The sequence below is a fragment of the Chloroflexus islandicus genome, assembly GCF_001650695.1.
GTDB classification, from domain to species: Bacteria; Chloroflexota; Chloroflexia; order Chloroflexales; family Chloroflexaceae; genus Chloroflexus; species Chloroflexus islandicus.
Map to the genome: position 1 here is coordinate 31,090 of NZ_LWQS01000032.1, position 19,529 is coordinate 50,618.

The following is a 19,529-nucleotide window of genomic DNA, read 5'->3' on the forward strand; positions in this document are numbered from 1 at the left end:
TCAATCTCTCACCAAATCGCTAACTCCACCCGCTGAGCGAAGCCGTCTGCTGATCAATCTGCTCAAGCTGCTTGCGTTGCGCCGGATCGGCGAGCGCTTTGCGCAGCCGATCCATCTCTTCCGGTGCGGGTTGTAAGCCGGCTTCTTTCGCGGCAGCATCTGGATCGGCAAGCAGCCGCTTGCGGAAAGCAGGATCGAGCACGGCTCTACCGATCAGCCGTTCAAAATCAGCGCTCATGCGGACGTGGCCTCCTTGTTGCTGCATACCATCATTGCTGCGCGTTCACGAGTATACCACTTTTTGACCTTTAGCATGCAGCATGTTCGTGATAGTGCCTCTTGACACAGGGTGTCGTTTTTATTATTATTATAAATGCTAACGTTCTCATTTCCTAAGAGGAGTTTGCTCACGTATGAGACAGCGTATCGTGCTCCTTGCCCTCATTTTCCTCATTGGTTTGTTGCCGGCAAGTGTTGCTTCGCGGGAAGGTGCGCCGCCGCAGTTGACGATTGTTGGCGGCAATCCAGTTGCGCCGGGTGACTATCCGTGGTTGGTGGCGCTGCTGATTGCCGAGATTACCGATGAAGCGGCGGCGTTCTGCGGCGGCGCGCTGATTGATGACGGCGGCGTCGTTACCGAGACCTCATGGGTGTTGACGGCAGCGCATTGCTTGGCCGATGGCGCAGGGAATGTGGCCGATCCGGCGGCCATTCAAGTATTGGTTGGTCAGCAAGACCTTTCGCAAGCGACCGCTGCCCAGCGCCGCGATGTAGCAGAGATTCTTGTCCACCCGCTCTATGTGCCGGATGCAGTGCTCTATAACGACGTGGCGCTGATCCGCTTAGCCACACCGGTGACCGGCATCACGCCGATCCGGATCGCGACGCCGGCGGATGCGGCCCGCTTTGCGCCGGGAGAGACGGCCTACATTGCTGGCTGGGGCAATCGCCTGCCGCAAACCGGGTTTGATTTCCCCGACGTGGCGCACAAGGCGCAGGCGCCGATCGTCGATCTCACGACATGCAACGAACGTTATGACGGTGCGCTGAGTTCAGTTCATCTCTGCGCCGGTGTCTTGCCGGATGGCGGCGTTGATACATGTCAAGGCGATAGTGGCGGGCCGTTGATGGTGTCGGATGGCTCCGGCGGCTTCCTGCATGCCGGCATTGTCAGCTTCGGCACCGGCTGCGGCTGGCCGCATTTCCCCGGCGTCTATGCTCTCACCGCCTTCTTTGCCGATTGGATCGAAGCGCAGATCACCGGTTCCGCCCACATTGATATCTGGCAACTGCCATTGCCGGCTGCGGTTGGCCTGCCCTTGCACCTCTCAACCGCTGCGCCGGGTACTCCGTTCGAGTACGCGGTGCTGGTGGCGAATAGCGGTGCGCTGCCGCTGACTGATGTGGTGGTGACGGTGGAACTGCCGGTCGGTGCGACGTTGGTGAGCGGCAGCATCAGTGATGGCGGGGTCTACGATAGCAATACGAACACGGTCGAGTGGTCATTTACTGGACTGTTGCCGGGAGAGGTGTTGCAACTGTCGTATCAGGTACAGGCGGCGGCGAGCGTTACTTCTGGCGATTATCAGGTAGTGGCTGATAGTGATGATGGATTGGTCATCAGTTTTGGCCGCGAATCTGCCGTTACTGTGATCAATCAGCCGCGCCTGTATGTGGCCGCGTTTTACCCGACGGAGGTGGAAGCCGGCTCGATCTATCCGGTGCAATTTACCGTTGGCAATTTTGGGCTAGGGCCGAATGCGGGCCTGACCGATCTGGAGCTGGTGGTTGATTTGCCGGCGGGTGTGAATCCGGTGGCGATTGAGGATGGCGGTGTCCAAACGGGTAATCAAGTGCGATGGACAATGAGCGAACTGCCAGCGGGTGATGAAGTATTTGCAACTCTGCAGCTCGCTGCCGGCAAGCTTGGCGATGTGCTGCGCATCACCAATTACGGGGTGTACAATGGCGTCACGCCGCTGCGCTATGGGGTAGTAGGCGTGCAAATCGTCACTGGCCCGGCGGTGCGGTATTTGCCGATGGTCTTTAGATAGTGAGGTAGGGTGAGCGAGTAGGGATACAGCAACGCTGTATCCCTACCGGAAACGGTTTGGTTTGTTGAACGTATATAGTAGTGGTTAGGAGGTGTTTAGCTGCCACCTTAGTAGGAAGGTTTGAATGTGTCGCTTCACAGCTCCTTTCGCTGGTCTTCTCCTTGCGTTGGCGTTGGTTGCTACAGTTGTTGCCCAAGGCCGTTTGATTATCAATGATCCGCTCGAGCAAATCCGCCAACCCGATCTGATCCGGCAAGCCGCCGCGCCGTTGATCGAGCGCGGCGGCTTTGTTGTGGTGTATGTGAAAGCGCGCGGCAACGACGCCGACTTTATCCAGTTGCTCAAGCGCGATGGATTCGTGCGCGATGATGGCAAGGCACGAGTTGAGCTGGTTGCAATCTACGTGGCGATCGCCGACAACTACAGCGCATTGCGCTACGGTGAACGGTGGCGCGATCAGCTCGATGGCCGGTATCGGCAAATTTTGCGCGATCACCTCAGTCAGCCGTTGTCATCGCCGAATCTGAGCCAAGACATTAGCGCGGCTTTGGCGGCAGTAGAAGCCTCTGTAAATCCGCTGGCGTTGTTCGATGCGCGTTGGGTGCCGTGGATCGCCTATCCTCTCGGCACATTCCTGCTCGTTATCCTCGTAGTCGTTGTGGTGCGGCGCATGACCGCGCCAGCCCAACCAAGGCCCGGCCATCCGCTTGTTCATGCTGCATTCCCGCAAGCAACGGCATCCCAACGCGCCCAAGCTGCTGCGCTCGACCAACTGGCCCAACGGTTCATAGCTGCCGTCGAGCGGGTATGCGCCAATGCCGGTACTGTGCAACCTGATTCCACTCAAAAACTGCTGTTTCAAGACGTGCGGCTCGCCTTGCTACGCCTCCGCCGCGGCCATGCGGGTGTTTGGAGTTCGGCATATACGCCGGCAGAAGAACTGAACCGGCTCGAACAGCAACTCAAAGATTTTGAGCGGTCGCTAAGCGCGCCGCTGCCGGCTGTTACCGGGTATCAATGGAGCGGGCCAGCGTCTGCTTCCCCAGTGACAGCGGTTGATGCGGCGCACTTGCAGACCTTCCGGCAGGCGCTGCAAGCGGCGGCCCAGCAATGGTGGCGGCTCGACTGGGCGCTGGCCGAGGCAGCAGCGCGATCGAGCGAGTTTGATACCAGCGGCTTATTCCAACGCTTGCGCGCACTCTTGTTTGAGACAACCCTTACCGATGATTCTGCACCGGCGGCGATTGCGGAAGCGCGCGCGATCGAAGCGGAAGCGGCGGCGATGGCGCAACGATGGATGCAGCGCCTATTGCGGCCAACACCCAGCCACCAGTCAAGCAGCGTATCACCCTCGTTTACCAACGATCACGATGATTGGGATACCGACCGGCGCTCAGTGACGGTATGGAGTTGGGGCGCTGCTACTGCTTCAGCTTCATCTGATAGCGGTTGGGGTGATTTAGGCGGCGGCGGCATTGATAGCGGCAGCAGCAGCGATAGTGGCGGCGGCGGCGGCGGGGAATGATATGCGAACGAAGGTCACGCGCAACCGCCGACGGTTGCTGGGCCTTGGCCTAACTTTCGCCATCTGCCACTTCACAAGCGCTCCTTAAACCGGCTACAATAGAGGGGCAGCCATGCGTTGCTGCGGCAGGTTTTGAGGAGCTAACTATGGAAATTGAAGCCAAATACAAAATCAGCGCCGCCGACCTCGATCGTTTGGCGGCGCTGAGCGCGCTCGGCCCGTACACCTTGCGCACGCTGGCCGGCGAACAACAGCGCAATACCTATTACGATAGCGTCGATGGCCGGCTGGCGCTGGCGCGCTACGGTTTGCGCGTGCGCCAAATTGGCAACCGCTCGATCATCACGCTCAAGGGGCCGGCCCGGGTTGATGAAAACGGCGTCCACCATCGGGCCGAGTTTGAGTTTCCCGGCGACGATCCCGATCCGGCGCACTGGCCGGCTGGCCCGGCTCGCGATCTGGCCCAAGCCCTCTTGCTAGGGGCGCCAGTGCGACCGCTCTTGAAGATCGAAACCAGTCGCCGGATTATCCATGCCGTTCGCGATGGCCAAGATCGGGTCGAATTGTGTCTTGATCGCGGTACCATTTATGCCGGTAAGAAACAGGCGCCGATCTGTGAGCTTGAATTGGAAGTGTTGCCGGCTGGATCGGTCTACGATCTCACCGAATTGGCCAACGCCTTGCGCGCCCTGATGAAGATCACCCCTGAACGGCAGAGCAAGCTTGAGCGGGGGATGGCGCTGTTGCAGCGGTAGTGTCATCACGCCACGGCGGAGAGGCAGGCATGCGCTGTCGCTGAACAGAACGCTGTTAGTCAATTCGCACTCTTTCCGCTATTGAATACGCGAGGGTAAGATGGCGACTCCAACCAATCTTGCCGGCTATGTTGAGCAGTTACTAGCGATGTATCGGGTCGATCGGACGCATGCCCGCCAAGTGGCCGATCACGCGCTGACCCTCTTCGATGCGGTCGCGCAGTCGCGCAAATGGCCGGCTGCTTCCCGCCAATTGGTTGAAGCCGGCGCGTTACTGCACAATGTTGGCTTGACGACCGATCCGCCAGAGCACCATCTGGTTGGGCGCGATATTATTCTGCGCCATGACTTGGGTGATGAGACCGATCAAGCGATTCTCGCCGCGATTGTTGCCCTCCACCGCCGCAAACCGCGCGCACGGCTGGAGCCGGCGGTACTGTGCCTCAACAAACGCAACCGGGAACTAGCGTTGCAATTGGCGGCGATCGTGCGGGTGGCTGATGGCTTTGATTACAGCCATAGCCAGACCACACAGGTGCGGGTGGCCGCTGACAACAATGGCCGGTTGAGCCTGATTGCAACCGGCCCGCACGCCGCAGTGGATAGCGAGCGGGCATTGGCCAAGGCTGATCTGTGGGAACGGGTGATCGGCCCGCGCCCTGAAGTAGTGGTGCAGAGCGAAGGCACAGTGATCGAGGAAGTGGCCGGCGAAGATGAGCCAACCGAACGCCTGCCGTACTGGTACGCCTCTGGCGAGGTGCCGTTCGCCGAACTGGGGCGGGTGGTGCTGCGCCGGCAGGTGCGGCGGTTGCAACAGACGGCGCGGGCGGTTGAAGCCGACGAAACGATCGAGGCAGTGCATGATCTGCGCGTGGCTACGCGCCGGATCCGGGCGGCGTTGCGCCTGCTCGAACCGGTGGCGCCGGCCAAGGCGGCGCGCAAGGCGACGGTTGCGGTGCGCACATTGGCCCGCGAGGCCGGCGCCACCCGCGATCGTGATGTGCTGCTCAATGATATGGCCCACCGTGATCTACCCGGCCTCGCGCCGGTGATGGATGCGATCCGCGCCGAACGCATGCATGCCCACACGACGCTGGTTGGCTATCTTGGCAGCAAGCAGTACGAGCGCGATCTGCGCGTGCTGGCCCGCCTTGCCTGTTTTGCCGCTGAATGGGATAACCGGCCACGGGTGAAGGATCATGCCGGTAGCATGCTTTATGCCCACTACGAAGCCTTGTGCTCGTATGACCGCAATGGTCTGCCGGAAGACGACGCCTCACTGCACGCGATGCGCATCGCCGGCAAGCGACTGCGCTATGCGCTCGAATTGGTCAGCGACATCGTTGGCGAGCGGCTGAGTGATCTCTTAAACCCGCTGATCGACTTCCAAGACCATCTGGGCGCCTTGAATGACATCAGCGTTGCCCGCGGCTTGCTGGCGCCGCACACTGAACGCGCGCCGGAAGCGGTCGCGGCCTATCTGGCTGCGCGTGAAGCTGAATGGGCCACGTTGCGCACCGAATTGCCGGAGTGCTGGGAACGGCTGGCCGGCCTTGACTATCGGCGCACTCTGCTCGCCATCATCGGCGATCTCTGACGGAGATCGGCGACCGCAAACGGCAGGTAGAGCAGGAGGATGGTAACGATCCCGATCACTTCCATCCAGATAATGTAGATCGGCCACGGCCCTAAATAATCGAGCAGACTTGGCGTGTAGGGCTTGCGGGCCAAAAAGAGATAGTTGCTATCAAGCAGCCAGTTGACGACGCCGACACCCGCCATCAACAGATTGGCCCCGATAATCACCCGCCCCACCGAACGCCACGTGGGGCGGTATCCTTCCAGCGCGATCATCGTCAGCGCCGCCACCACCAACCCGCCGTGGGAAATAAAGCTCTGGAAGGCGCGAAAGTGCGGAAAGCCGTAAACGCCGATATCCGGCGTCAACAGCGCCTGCAACGCACCGCCGATGCCCATAAAATAGGCAAACTCGAAGATGCGATAGCTGCGGGTGAGCAGCATGATCACGCTGAGCCATGTAAACAGCGTGCAGAGGTGCAGCGGCAGCATGTATTGGATCGACCAAAGGCCATGCACCCAGAACCAAAGGTTATAGGCCAGCTCGTTGATCGCCAGTATCGCCGCCAGCGCGTAGCGCCAGTACCGTTTGGCCGCCGCTGACAACGAGCGGGCCGGGCCAATCACCCAACCGCAGGCGATTGCCACACACGCCAGCGCGATCCAGTGCGGCGGGCTAAAGAACACGAATGGCGGCCCGTCCCAGTACAACCCAAACAGATCGGCCATCGATCACCTCCGATGAAATCTGCGCTTGCTATGCTGGATATATCTATCATAGCAGAACTTGGCTGTGGGATGCGGCAGGAACACTGCCGCATCCCACGCTGGCGCAGCAGGTTATGGAGTGTGGCAGTGTCACTGCCGCATGCAGACTCGTTGAGCGTTCAATGCAGAGCCGCGGCTATGCCGCACCCCTGCTAGCACTCCCTTGCGTTGAGTGCTAAACATGACTTGACAAACGGCCCGATCTTGTGTACTATTAGCAACGGATTAGCACTCTCGATGTGACAGTGCTAATCAATGGAACCTACGCAACCCATTGGATTGCATATTGAACGGAGGATAGCAGCTATGGCGGATTTCCGCATCCGACCTCTTGGCGACCGCGTGGTGGTCAAGCCGGTTGAGCGTGAAGAGAAGACCAAGACCGGCATTTTCCTGCCCGATACGGCCAGCAAGGAGCGCCCCATGGAGGGTACGGTGTTGGCGGTTGGCGAGGGGCGCCGGGACGATAGCGGCAAGCTGATCCCGATGAGCGTCAAGGCTGGCGACCGGGTGATCTTCGCCAAGTACAGCGGCACCGAGTTCAAGCTCGACGATGTCGAGTACCTGATCCTGTCGGAGAAGGACATTCTGGGTATCGTGCAAGAGTAGCAACCTCGCGCTAATGGCGCTATTCTCAGTGGAGGATTATAGATCCTATGCCAAAGCAGCTTTATTTCAACGAAGAAGCGCGCCGCGCCCTTAAGCGTGGTGTTGATCTGGTTGCCGATGCGGTCAAGACGACCCTTGGCCCGCGTGGCCGCAACGTTGCGATCGATAAGAAGTTTGGTTCGCCGACCGTGACCCACGACGGTGTGACCGTCGCCAAGGAGATCGAGCTGAAGGATCCCTTCGAGAACATGGGTGCCCAGCTCCTCAAGGAGGCGGCGACCAAGACCAACGATGTCGCCGGTGACGGCACCACCACCGCGACCGTGCTGGCGCAGGCGATTGTTACCGAGGGCCTGAAGGTGGTGGCGGCTGGCGCCAATGCGATGCTGCTCAAGCGTGGTCTCGACCGCGGCGCCGAGGCGCTGGTGGCGGCGATCAAGGCCAGCGCCGTACCGGTACGCGACCGCGCCGACATTGCCCACGTTGCGACCAACTCGGCGGCTGACAGCGAGATCGGCGAGCTGATTGCCGAGGTGATGGAGAAGGTCGGCAAGGACGGCGTCATCACCGTCGAAGAGTCGAAGGGCGTTGCCTTCGAGAAGGAATACACCGAGGGCATGCAGTTCGACCGCGGCTACATTTCGGGTTACATGGTGACCAACGTCGAGCGGCAAGAGGCTGAGCTTGACGATCCCTACATCCTGATCACCGACAAGAAGATCAGCAGCATCCAAGAGATCCTCCCCGTCCTTGAGAAGGTGTTGCAGGTGACGAAGAACTTCGTCATCATCGCCGAGGACGTTGACGGCGAAGCGCTGGCGACGCTGGTGGTCAACAAGCTGCGCGGCACCATCAACGCGCTGGCGGTCAAGGCGCCCGGCTTCGGTGATCGCCGCAAGGCCATGCTGCAAGACATTGCCATCCTCACTGGCGGCACCGTGATCAGCGAGGAGATCGGTCGCAAGCTCGACAGCGCGACGATCGAGGATCTGGGCCGCGCCCGCAAGGTGATCGCCACCAAGGATGACACCACCATCATCGAGGGCCGTGGCGACGAGGCGGCCATCCGCGCCCGCATCGAGCAGATCCGCGCCCAGATTGCCACCACGACCAGCGACTTCGATCGCGAGAAGCTGCAAGAGCGGCTGGCCAAGCTGGCCGGTGGCGTGGCCGTGATCAAGGTTGGCGCGGCGACCGAGCCGGAGCTGAAGGAGAAGAAGCACCGCGTTGAGGACGCGCTGAGCGCGACCCGCGCGGCGGTCGAAGAGGGCATCGTGCCCGGTGGCGGCGTCGCGTTGCTCAACGCTATCCCAGCGCTCGACAATGTGCAGGTTGCCCACGAGGATGAGAAGGTCGGTCTGCAGATCCTGCGCCGCGCCCTCGAAGAGCCGCTGCGCATCCTTGCCCGCAACGCCGGCGAGGACGGCTCGGTGATCATCGCCAACGTCCGCCGCATGCAGGAGGAGAAGGGCGACAAGACCATCGGCTACAACGTGCTGACCGGCCAGTACGGCAGCATGATCGAGCAGGGCATTATTGACCCGGTGAAGGTCACCCGCAGCGCCGTGCAGAATGCGGTCTCGATCGCGGGTATGATCCTGACCACTGAAGCTCTGATCACCGACATCCCCGAAGACAAGCCGGCGGCTGGCGCTGGCGCCGGTATGGGTGGCGGGATGGACTTCTAGTCCGGTAAGGGTCGCTTGTGCTGGCGGGACGCATGAATGTGCGTCTCGCCAATGGTGGAGCCGCACGACCGTGCGGCTCGACGCATTGATCCCGATCACTGTATGGTTTAGGAGCCGTACAGCCGTGCGGCTCTACACATTGATCCCGATCACTGTATGGTTTAGGAGCCGCACAGCCGTGCGGCTCTACACATTGATCCCGATCACTGTATGGTTTAGGAGCCGCACAGCCGTGCGGCTCTACTCATTGATCCCGATCACTGTATGGTTTAGGAGCCGCACAGCCGTGCGGCTCTACTCATTGATCCCGATCACTATACGGTTTAGGAGCCGCACAGCCGTGCGGCTCTACTGGTTTATTTGCTGCACTATGTGGTGGACGGTTGCGCCAATATCGTGGCCGATCACAAATTGCACGACCGTCACTGGCACGGCAAACGTTTGCTCGATGGCAGCGATCGTCTGTTGGCGACGGCGTTCGACGCGGGTTGGGTTGGCGTAAAAGTCGGCGGCATTCTCGCTCGCGCCAAAGTCATCGACCACGATGATCCGGGCCACGTTGGCGCGCAAGCCGGCGCGCACCCGCTGCCAAAATAGTGGATCGGCTTTGATAACACCGAGATCGGCGGAGTTGGCGATGAATGCCGTCGCGTTACCGGCGTGGCTGCCCATCCGTTGTGGCACGACCTGCTGGTTGCGCAACCGCAAAGCGCGCGCTGACCATCCTTGCTCTGCTAATGCCGTTGCGATGTGCGCCGTTGCCTCGGCGTAGTGATCGGTGGCGATGAGCGTGGTGATCCGGCTATCAGCGCTGAGCGCCGCAAACAGCGGCTGCCACGCTGGGTCGATCACGGAAGCAGCCATGTACATCTGGGTAAACCGCCGCGCGCATCGGGCTGCGATCCTTGCCGATATGCCCTGCGCGCGCAACTGGCGTGCTAGCAACGCCGCCAACCCAACGCGGCTCGTGCTGCCTTCAACCCATGTTGGCCCAACCAACTCATTCCAATAGCGATCAACGGTGACTCCCAATGCCAGCAACCCCGCATCGCTGAGCGCCGTTGCTAGGCGGTGGGTCTCACCGAAGCGCACCGCGCCAAGGCTGAGGGTGCCGGAGAAGTCGAGGATAAGGAGTGTGGCAGTCATTGCTGTGCTTGGATTACTACAATAGCGACTCGACAAATCGGCCAACTTGTGTATAATAGCGAATGTGCAATGCGGGAGTGGCTCAGTTGGTAGAGCGACACCTTGCCAAGGTGTAGGTCGCGGGTTCGAATCCCGTCTCCCGCTCCAGTGAATGACCGGTCACGTTCTGTGAACCGGTCATCTTTTTTCTTAAAACCAAGTATAATAGAAAGCAATTCTGACGGCTGTGATACGTTTATGATGGTGATACAGTCTGTTTCCAGTTTAGTCGCGGAGCCCTTGTGTACCTGCCACGCAGCAACATCCGTCGCATCCTTGCCCTGACTCTGCCCGGCGGCATTTCGCTTGGCGTATTGCTCTATGCGCTGATCAGCATCGTCGTACCGCAAGCAGGCAACGCGCCACCAGTCGCCTTTGTGGTTGCGTTACTCTTTGGCGGCCTGATTGGGTTGGCGCTTTCGCTAGCGGTATGGATTAGTTTACGCTATGCGCTCACTGAAGCGCGCCAGTATGCTGCTTTGGTGTTGCAAGCTGACATACCGCCAGTAACCGATCGTGATCCACTAGTGGCGCTGCGGCAAACCGTAGCGGACGCCATCGCGGCTGTGCCGCAGCCGCCGGCATTGGCGATCTTAGCTCAGCGGCTCAGTGCGGCGACCGAGCGCGACGCGATGGTCGCAGCAGTGGCGGAATGCCTTGCCGATCATGTAGCGGTGCGGGGTGCAGTCTTGCTGTTGCACGATCCTGAACGCGGCATTTTGATCCCTTCGGCGGGTTGGGGCTTGGCCAGTGTGAATCGAGCCGTTACCTTTGATATGGATGGCAGCGCAATCGGGCGAGCCGTACGCGAGCGCCGCTCCGTGAGCTTTTCGAGTGTGCAGATGCGTAGCCTGCTTGCCGCAACCTCGTCACAAGCGTTAACGGTTACGAGTTGGCCGTTATGGGTGCAGCAAACCCCGCTTGGCGCATTGTGCCTAATGATTGCTGGGGCTGATGTGCGCCTAAATGAAGCTCAGCAGCAGTTGATCGAGCAAGCGGCGGCGCTGTTTACTGTCCATCTGCAAGCTTCAGTCTACCGGCAATGGTTCGATCGCGAGCAACGCCGCTTGTCTGCGTTCGAGCAGGTGATGACCAGCGTGATCGAACAACCTGATCTCGAACGGGCATTGGTGCAATTGCTCCGCATCGCCGCCGACGTGACCGATTCCAGCCATGGCACATTGTTGCTGATCGATGCCGAGTCGTTCACCATTCGCACCCGCATCACCTTGAGCGGCGGTGATGTGTTGCCGCTGAATCTCGCCGCGGCGCCGATCCTCAAGCATGGGTTAGCCGGCTGGGTTTTGCGCACGCACCGCGGCGCCATTATTGATGATATTGAACGTGACACGCGCTGGATCCCTACGCCGGGGTTAGAATTGATGCGCTCGGCGTTAGCAATGCCACTGTTTCACGGCGACCGTCCGTTAGGGGTGTTGACTCTGGCTGACCCAACCCCTTATCGCTACAGCCAGCGCGCCTTAGCCCTCGTTGCTGCTATCGCGGCCTATGCTGTGGCGATGATGGTGCGCCATCGCTACGAAGGCATTATCGAGCCGCCGGAAATCACGCAGGCGCGCCAATTACTGGGTATGTATCTTGCGCCGGATGTGATCCGCGATCTGCTTGCGAGCCAAGCGAAAGCGATGCAGGCGTTGCAACCGCACGTCATCACTGCGACCCTGCTCTATGTGTGTCTGCGCGGTGTGGATCGCCTCACCGATTTGACGGTGCATCAATTGATCGAGCACATTGCCAACCCGTTCCACACCGAATGCCGGGCCATTGTCTATCAGCACCAAGGCGCGTATGTCGCAATTGATGAACGGAGCTTTTGCGCCGTCTTCGGCTTTCCGCAACCACGATTCGACGATGCGCCAAGGGCGTTACAGGCCGCGCAGCAGGTGCAGGCTGCGATCGCGCGTCTGCGCGGGCAGTGGCGCCAGCAGTTTGGAACTGATTTCATGATCGCTGGTGGTGTTACTACCGGCCAACTTGCCGTGGGTGTACTGGGGGCTAATCAACCGGCAACTATGGCATGGACGGGTGCGGCCATGCGTGAATCGCGCCGGTTGTGCCAATTGGCGCGTAACGATGAGATTGTTGTCGCTGCTGCTGTGTTGAAAACGACGCAAGCTGGGCAATTTACCCTCGATCCGTTAACGCCGGTCAGTTTGCAGAACGGCGATGAACCGATGCCTATTTACCGGCTGGCCAGTTATTCATAATCACTATGAACGAGCGATTGCCTGCCATTGGACAATCAGAGTTGAGCACGCAAGGCTTGCTGCGCATCGCAACCGCGATTGAGACAGCGGCAACGCTTGATGAGCTGCTGATGCTCGCGCTGAACGAGTTTGTGCAAGGGCTCGGCGTATCGCTCTGTGGCGTGTTGCAGCTTGATGCCAGCGGCGAGACGATAGCGCTGGTCAGCACCTTTCCGCCGCGTGTTTCGTTGCCGCCGCCGATCCCGCTGCGCGATTTGCCACTCATGCAGCATGCCTTGCAACATCGCCAGTCGTTGCAGATTGCGGATATTGCCGAAATCTTGCAGCAGGGGAATCGCTCGCCAACTGCGATCAACTTGTTGCAGACGCTGCTTGAGGCGCAGGTGCGCTCACTCTTGATTATGCCGTTAGTGGCCCAAGATCGGGTAATTGGCGCATTAGCCTTCGCGACCCTTCAGCAACCACGCCGGTTTGATGAGCAAGAGGTGAGCATTGCGCGCCTAATGAGCAGCCAATTGGCGGCGGCCATCACCGCTTTCCGTACTATTGAGGAAGCGGAACATCGCAACGCCGAGTTGGCGACCCTAAACGATATTGCGGCGGCGGTCAACTCGTTGCTCGATCCGCGTGATATTTACCATTTAGTGATGGAAAAGATCAACCAGTTCTTTCGCGTTGATGCCGGTTCATTGCTGATGCTCGACGAAGAGACCGGAGAACTGGTGTTTGTGATGACGTTGGAAGAGGGGCAAGAGAAACTGGTTGGGATGCGCGTTCCGCCGGGGTTGGGGATCGCTGGCTATGTAGCGCGCACCCAGCAATATGCGATTGTGCATGACCCAGATAACGATCCGCGCTTTTACCGTGCGGTCAGCGAGGGGATCGGCTATGATGTGAAGTCGATCCTCTGTGTGCCGATTGTCGTCAAAGGTCGTACTATTGGCGTGATCGAGCTGCTCAATAAGCGCACCGGCCATTTCACCGAGGAAGAAGCGATCCGGCTTAACCGGATGGCAGCGACGATCGGGATCGCCCTCGAGAATGCGCGCCTCTTTCAACAGGTCAGTACCGTGCGCGATCGCTTCGAGGCAATTGTCAATTCGACCAGTGACGGCATTTTAATGGCCGATATGCGCGGTGTGATCGTGGCCAGCAATCTGGCGGCTGCGCGGCTGTTCTACCGTTCGCGAGACGAATTGATTGGCCGCCGGATCGATGACGTGATCGCCGAATTGATGGCGCGCGCGCAGGTGGTCGAAGAACCAGCATGGCTGAATGATGGTGCGCCGCACCGGGTGGTTGAGATTGAATTGGCGGAAGGGCCGGTGCGCTATGTGCGCCATACCATTCTGCCGGTGCGCGATGCTGGCGGGATGCAAATTGGCCAACTGGCGCTGTTTGAGAATATCGAAAAAGATCGCGAGCTGGCCCGGCTGCGCGAAGATTATACCGGCATGCTTATTCACGATCTGCGCGCGCCGCTGACTGCAATTATGAATGGGATTATGATGGTGCAGCGCGGTTTGGGCGGGCCGGTTTCACCTCAACAACAAGAGTTGTTAAGCATTGCCCATCAGGGTAGCCAAACCATGCTCGAGATGGTCAATACCCTGCTCGATATCAGCAAGATGGAGCAGGGACGGATGACGTTGAGTCTTGAGCCATTGTCGCCCTATGCAGTCGTTGATGAAGCGATCGAACGGTTGCGAGCCTACGCGCAACAGCGCCAGATTTCCTTGTTCCAAGACCTGACCGCCGGCTTGCCGCCGATCGAAGCTGACCGTGAGAAGATCGTGCGGGTGTTGCAGAACCTGATCGATAACGCGATCAAGTTTTCGCCTTTTGGGGGCAGCGTCACGATTGGCGCGCGCCATCTTTCATTGCCGGTCAGCATCAATGGCGGGACGCATCCGCAAATCCCCTTATCATTGCCAGCGTTACCAGCCGGTGAATGGCTGATCTATTGGGTGCGCGACGAGGGGCCGGGCATTCCGCCGCAGTACCATGCCCGCATCTTTGAGAAATTTGGCCAAGTGCAGCAGCACAAAGTGCATGGGACTGGTCTTGGCCTCACCTTCTGCAAATTAGCGGTCGAGGCCCATCATGGCCAGATCTGGCTGCGCAGCCGTGAAGGAATGGGCAGCACGTTTGCGTTTGCCTTGCCGGTTGCGCAGTGATCCCGCTTGATCCTACGGTGAGATGACGAAACTGTTAACAAGACCCCCTATTGCATGTGACCATCATCGGCTATACTGGCAACGAGTCGTCGCCGCACACCGAATCAATGGCTCAACAGGGGGGTGACGCCGTGCGGCAAGTGATACGTATCCTGCGCTCACGCATTCAATATACTATCATCCTGCCCTACCTCTTGCTGATGATCATCGTCATGCTGGTGGGATCCGGTATTGCCATGACACTGGTAGCCGGTAGTTGGCAAGAGCGCTTCAATAATCAGCTTGGGCAGGTTGCGCGTAACTTTGCCGAAACCTTCGCGTTGCGCGAAATTAGCAATATTGCTTACCTCGGCCAGATTGCCTTTACCGCCGCCAATGCTGATACTGGCGCTCCGGCTGTGGTTGACGCGATAGCGCAGCGCGATGAGGATGGGCTAGCTTTAGCGTTGCGCGGATTGTGGACGCTGGGTCAGAGCAATGAAAATGTTGCGCCGGATCGTCTCATCATCTTTGATCCCACCGGCTTGGCCTTGCTCGATTGGGAACGCGCGCCGGGTGGTGATGCTCCCGTCCGTTATGTGGGTACGAACCTTGCTGGCTCGTCGCTGATCGAGAATGTGCTGCGCGGCGTGCAGACGCCGATCGGCGCGGGTGATGTGCTCGGTGACAAATACAGCGGGTTAATTGCATTTCGCCAACCTGATGGCAGCGATGTGCTGCACTTTTTTACCGTTGCACCGGTTTATGCGCGTTCTCATAATAACGAAGCGCCACAATTGCTCGGCGGTCTGTTGGTCGCGCAACGCCTCGATCGCACGTTAGCCTTCCTCCAAGAACGTAGTCAAGCTGCATTAACGGCCTTGTTGAATAGCGATGGCGCGCTGCTGGCAACGACTGCCCCCGCGAGTTTTCTGCCGGTGTTACGGCTTGATCCGGCCCAACTTGCGCTTTTGGCCGAGATTAATGAACGCGGGGCGTGTCTTGATATTGGCAATCTGAGCGGTCGGGTGGTGACGCCGGTTGAACGGGTGAATGTGCCGGCTTGTTCGTTGCTTACGACTGCCCGTGTGGGTGATTACGAATACCAACTGGTGTATGCGCCGCTGATTATCCGCGGTGCGCAGAGCGGCTATTTTGCCGTCGGCCTGTCACGTGATTTTATTTTGAGCGCGTGGGCCAGTAGCCGCAACGCGGTATTGGGCGTGACAGCGACCTTAGCGTTGGCTGCGGTGCTGGCCGGATATTGGGTGGCGCGGCGCATTACTCGTCCGCTTGATGAATTGGTGGCGGTAGCTGATGCGGTGAGCGCTGGCCAGCTCGATCGCCGGAGCGTCATTGCCGAAGAGAATGAATTGGGAAGGCTATCGTTGGCCTTTAACCAGATGACGGCCCACCTGTTGCATTTGTATCAGACGAGCCGGCAGCTCAATCGCGAACTGCGCATCGAGTCGATCTTGCAGATTGCTACCGCTAGCGCCGCCGATCTGTTGCCCCAAATCGAAGCGATCGCGGTCGTGCCGGCGCCTGACGGGTGGCAATTCCGATTGCGGCCTGAAGCGCCGCAGAGCTATGCAGCGCTGGCCAGCCGCCGTCTCACCGCATTGGCTATGCCGGGTGAAGCTCTATTGGCGCCCTACGTTGACCCACACCTTGCGGCTATTGGTGTAGCCAGCGCGTTGGCAATCCCATTGCAGCAAGATCAGCAAACAATCGGGGGTCTTATCTTTGCTCATCCCGAACCGGATGCCTTCCCAACATCAGTATTACCCCATTTGCAGGCGATCGCCAATATGTCCGCCGTGGCATTGGTGAATGCGCTGTTATATGAAGCGGCGCAATACGATGCTGAACAACGACGGGCCATTCTTGCCTCGATCAGTGATGGGGTGATTGTCAGTGATGCGCGGGGCCGGATTGTATTGCTCAACCCCACTGCTCAGCAGATGTTGCAGCCGGTGTTGCCGGCTAACAGTGAGTTGCACTTGCGTCAATTGCCGCTCAATGGGAGTGAAGTTCGCTCAGAATTGTTTGGCCGGCCTGATCAGATGATCAGGATAGGCGATCGCTTTCTGACGGTCAGCCGGTCACCAGTTCGCCTCGCCGATGGCAAATTGTCAGGCGAAGTGATCGTTTTACACGATATCACGGCTTCGATCCAGATCGATCGGGCGAAGACCGATTTCATTGCGACCATTTCCCACGAATTACGCACACCGCTCACCGTCGTGCGCGGTTATACCGATCTCTTGCTGCGGCAAGCAATTCAGACATTTGATGCCGAACAGCGCGAAATGTTAGAGCAGATCCGGCAGAGCGCCGTCCAGATGACTCATCTGGTCAATAATGCGATTATGGTGGCCCATCTCGATTCGGGACAAGTCGAGACCAACCTGCAGGCGATTGAATTGGCGCCAATCGTTGAAGCGGCGCTGCGACCGTTGTATGCTGCGTTTCGCGAGCGTGGGGTGCAAGTCACCCTTGCTTTGCCTGAAGACCTGCCGTTAGTGTTGGCAGATCGAGAACTGTTGAAGCAGGCGCTGAGCCAATTGCTCGACAATGCTCGGCGGTATGTGCCGCAAGGCCGCGTGCTAATTAGCGCCGGCATTGCGGGCAGTGACGTTTGGGTGGCAGTCAGTGATACTGGCCCCGGTATTCCCGAAGACGTGATTGGGCGGCTATTTACTCGGTTTCAACGGGTTGATGGCAATAATTCCGCCCAACGCGGCGGCGGCCTTGGTCTTGCGATTGCACGCCAATTGATCGAGTTGCAAGGCGGAACGATCGCTGTGACGAGCATCCCCGGTCAGGGGAGCACCTTTACCATCCGGTTGCGTTGCGCAAAGGAGCAGAGCCGTGCAGTCGCTGGGAAATAACCAGTGGCCAACTAAACGCGATTATTTGCGCTGGATGGTAGTGGCAGCGTTGTTATGCGCGCTGCTGCCGGTGCTTTGCGTGGTGCAACTTGTCTTTTGGTTCCTCACCCCGGCCAATGAACCGTTTAAGAGCATTAGCGCGGCGCGTGCGTTTAGCGCCTACGAACCATTTCCGGCTGATCTCAGCTTTGCGCCGCCGGCCAGCGATTTGCCCAATTTGGCTGCGACCGAGATTGCGCGCCGCACACAGACGCCAACGAGCCAAGCGACCCGGTTTTCACCGGCGCCGATTGTAGAGGTGCCGCCACCGCCGGTACGGATCGATCCGGCATCGCCAACCGCGACGCCAACCACAACAGTGACCGCACTGCCGGCTGGCGGCGGTTTGCCGCCGCTTACTCCGACACCCACCCCAACGGCCAGCGGTATTGGTGTGCTGCCCAGTCCGGTGACACCCGCAACGGCAACACCAGTGGCGATAACAACAGCGACGCCAGCCGTGCCGGAAGTTCGGCCTAGCCCGACATCGACAACCCTAGCTGCAACGGCAACGCTGCAACCGTCGCCATCAGTGACGGTAATACCCTTACCAACGGTGACGGCGACAGGCACTGTCACACCGACGCTAACCGTTACGCTGACACCGACTTTCACGCCGACAGCGACGGCTACAGCTCGTCCGCAACCCACGGCAACGGTGACGCCAACCGTCACGCCGGCGCCTACGGCGACGGCAACCGTCACACCGACGCCGACCGTCACGCCCACGGCAACGGTGACGCCAACCGCTACGTTCACGCCCACAGCCACTTTCACGCCGACGGCGACGCCAACCGTCACGCCGGCGCCTACGACGACGGCAACCGTCACACCGACGCCAGTCGCGGTAGTGTCGGTGCAAATCATCCAACCAGTGATTGAGGGAAATCCGCCAACGGTTACTAGCCGCGAAGTTGTCGTTGAGTTGCGCGAAGCGGCCAACAATGAGGTAGTCGTGACCTATGAAGTTGTGCCGGGCACAACCAATCCAGCAACGCCTAATAGCGATTATCGCGTGCCGGGAGGAACGACCGGTACATTAATCTTCCCAGCCGGTTCGCCTACCGGCACTGTACGCACGGTGACGATAGAAATTATTGGCGATACGATTGATGAAGTGGATGAGACGATCATCTTCCGGCTGACAGGAATCAGTGGCGGTGTCCTGTTCCCCGGCCAGAGCGAGCGGGTCTTGACGATTATTGATGATGACGTCACGAGCGTGAGCATTAGCCCGGCTGAGGTGCAAGAAGGGCCGGCTGGCACGACGACCCAACTCGAATTTCGTCTCAGTCTCAGTAATCCCCAACGCGAACGGACTCTGCGCGTGCGCTATCGGGTGTTGCCAATCTCGGCAACACCCGGCGAGGATTATCTCGCAACAACGCCGGGTGAGCTGATCATTCCACCTGATGATAATAGTCCGGTGATTATCGTGACCGTGATCGGTGATGATATACGCGAACCGGACGAATTCCTCGAAGTGGTGCTTGATGAGGTGATCGGTGGCGCGTTGGGCAATACGGTGCAGGCAATTGGGATTATTCGTAACGATGATTAGCTTTGATCGGGCGGTTGATCGGGCTGGCGGGGGAAGAGAAACCACAACCCTAGCTCCAACGCAATTGGGATGAAGGCTAAGGCGATCAGCGGCGGCCAGATTGGGCTAAGCGCGAAGTAGAGCGCGAGCGGCGGGATCGCGAGAATCAGCGCGAAGACGGTCATGGCCAGATTGCCCCAGCCGACCGCTGCCACCACCCCGAACACGGTGAGCACCACAATCACTGCATCGCTGCACGTGTTGAGGGCCGGACGGTTGTAGCAACTGTTGAGCGCCGATGGTACGGCGATGTCGAACATGACCCCTTGTAATTCAAAGAAGGTTGGCAAGAACACCCGGCGCAGGGCGAAGAGCACTGCGCCAAGCGCAATGACGAGGTAAGCGCGGATGAAACGGTGGGTTAGGATTGGCGGGATGCGCATGGTGTTTTGAGATAGTTATCACCAACCACATTGCGGTACGGGCATGTTGTGCAAATGTCACCCAAGA

At 59.2% G+C, this 19,529-nt stretch carries 14 protein-coding genes and 1 tRNA gene; 11 read left to right on the top strand and 4 right to left on the bottom strand.

All coding sequences use genetic code 11. The features are described from left to right. Nucleotides 1–19: 19 nt before the first annotated feature. Nucleotides 20–238: a Franean1_4349 family RiPP gene (locus A6A03_RS01940; protein WP_066783045.1), complete on the bottom strand. Its 219-nt coding sequence runs from the start codon at nucleotides 236–238 to the stop codon at nucleotides 20–22. A gap of 175 nt (nucleotides 239–413) precedes the next feature. On the opposite strand from A6A03_RS01940, the gene A6A03_RS01945 reads away from it, so the two are divergent. The 4 genes from A6A03_RS01945 (at nucleotide 414) to A6A03_RS01960 (ending at nucleotide 5,931) form a co-directional block, all read left to right on the top strand. After that, on the top strand, nucleotides 414–2,054 hold the full coding sequence (locus A6A03_RS01945) for a trypsin-like serine protease (protein ID WP_066783047.1): 1,641 nt from the start codon (nucleotides 414–416) through the stop codon (nucleotides 2,052–2,054). 124 nt (nucleotides 2,055–2,178) lie between these two features. Beyond that, on the top strand, nucleotides 2,179–3,579 hold the full coding sequence (locus tag A6A03_RS01950) for a hypothetical protein (RefSeq protein WP_066783049.1): 1,401 nt from the start codon (nucleotides 2,179–2,181) through the stop codon (nucleotides 3,577–3,579). 146 nt (nucleotides 3,580–3,725) lie between these two features. Continuing rightward, entirely contained in the window at nucleotides 3,726–4,334 is a 609-nt protein-coding gene (locus A6A03_RS01955) for a CYTH domain-containing protein (protein ID WP_066783051.1), read from the top strand. Nucleotides 4,335–4,434: 100 nt separating this feature from the next. After that, nucleotides 4,435–5,931 (top strand): CHAD domain-containing protein, encoded by a 1,497-nt coding sequence (locus tag A6A03_RS01960; RefSeq protein WP_066783055.1) that lies wholly within the window; start codon nucleotides 4,435–4,437, stop codon nucleotides 5,929–5,931. Here the strand turns inward: A6A03_RS01960 and A6A03_RS01965 are convergent. Beyond that, nucleotides 5,892–6,641 (bottom strand): YwaF family protein, encoded by a 750-nt coding sequence (locus tag A6A03_RS01965; protein ID WP_066783057.1) that lies wholly within the window; start codon nucleotides 6,639–6,641, stop codon nucleotides 5,892–5,894. The two genes, A6A03_RS01960 and A6A03_RS01965, sit on opposite strands and share 40 nt — an antisense overlap. A gap of 345 nt (nucleotides 6,642–6,986) precedes the next feature. Between A6A03_RS01965 and groES the strand changes: the two genes are divergently transcribed. Next, entirely contained in the window at nucleotides 6,987–7,289 is a 303-nt protein-coding gene (groES, locus tag A6A03_RS01970) for a co-chaperone GroES (protein WP_066783058.1), read from the top strand. Between the two features lie 47 nt (nucleotides 7,290–7,336). After that, on the top strand, nucleotides 7,337–8,977 hold the full coding sequence (groL, locus tag A6A03_RS01975; RefSeq protein ID WP_066783060.1) for a chaperonin GroEL: 1,641 nt from the start codon (nucleotides 7,337–7,339) through the stop codon (nucleotides 8,975–8,977). A 348-nt stretch (nucleotides 8,978–9,325) separates the two neighbouring features. Here groL and A6A03_RS01980 read toward each other — a convergent pair whose 3' ends face one another. After that, complete coding sequence (locus tag A6A03_RS01980) at nucleotides 9,326–10,123, bottom strand: hypothetical protein (protein WP_066783062.1); 798 nt, start codon at nucleotides 10,121–10,123, stop codon at nucleotides 9,326–9,328. 71 nt (nucleotides 10,124–10,194) lie between these two features. Here A6A03_RS01980 and A6A03_RS01985 point away from each other — a divergent pair. The 5 genes from A6A03_RS01985 (at nucleotide 10,195) to A6A03_RS02005 (ending at nucleotide 19,040) form a co-directional block, all read left to right on the top strand. After that, nucleotides 10,195–10,270 (top strand) — tRNA-Gly (locus A6A03_RS01985). A gap of 134 nt (nucleotides 10,271–10,404) precedes the next feature. Beyond that, nucleotides 10,405–12,390, top strand: a complete 1,986-nt coding sequence (locus A6A03_RS01990) for a GAF domain-containing protein (protein ID WP_066783063.1) — start codon at nucleotides 10,405–10,407, stop codon at nucleotides 12,388–12,390. Nucleotides 12,391–12,395: 5 nt separating this feature from the next. Then, complete coding sequence (locus A6A03_RS01995; RefSeq protein WP_066783065.1) at nucleotides 12,396–14,567, top strand: sensor histidine kinase; 2,172 nt, start codon at nucleotides 12,396–12,398, stop codon at nucleotides 14,565–14,567. A gap of 56 nt (nucleotides 14,568–14,623) precedes the next feature. Then, entirely contained in the window at nucleotides 14,624–17,440 is a 2,817-nt protein-coding gene (locus A6A03_RS02000) for an ATP-binding protein (protein ID WP_245668766.1), read from the top strand. Further along, complete coding sequence (locus A6A03_RS02005; protein WP_066783067.1) at nucleotides 17,421–19,040, top strand: Calx-beta domain-containing protein; 1,620 nt, start codon at nucleotides 17,421–17,423, stop codon at nucleotides 19,038–19,040. The genes A6A03_RS02000 and A6A03_RS02005 overlap by 20 nt, the downstream gene beginning before the upstream one ends. Here the strand turns inward: A6A03_RS02005 and A6A03_RS02010 are convergent. Then, nucleotides 19,037–19,462 carry a hypothetical protein gene (locus A6A03_RS02010; protein ID WP_066783070.1) on the bottom strand — a complete coding sequence of 142 codons (426 nt, stop codon included), beginning with the start codon at nucleotides 19,460–19,462 and terminating at the stop codon, nucleotides 19,037–19,039. The two genes, A6A03_RS02005 and A6A03_RS02010, sit on opposite strands and share 4 nt — an antisense overlap. Nucleotides 19,463–19,529: the final 67 nt, after the last annotated feature.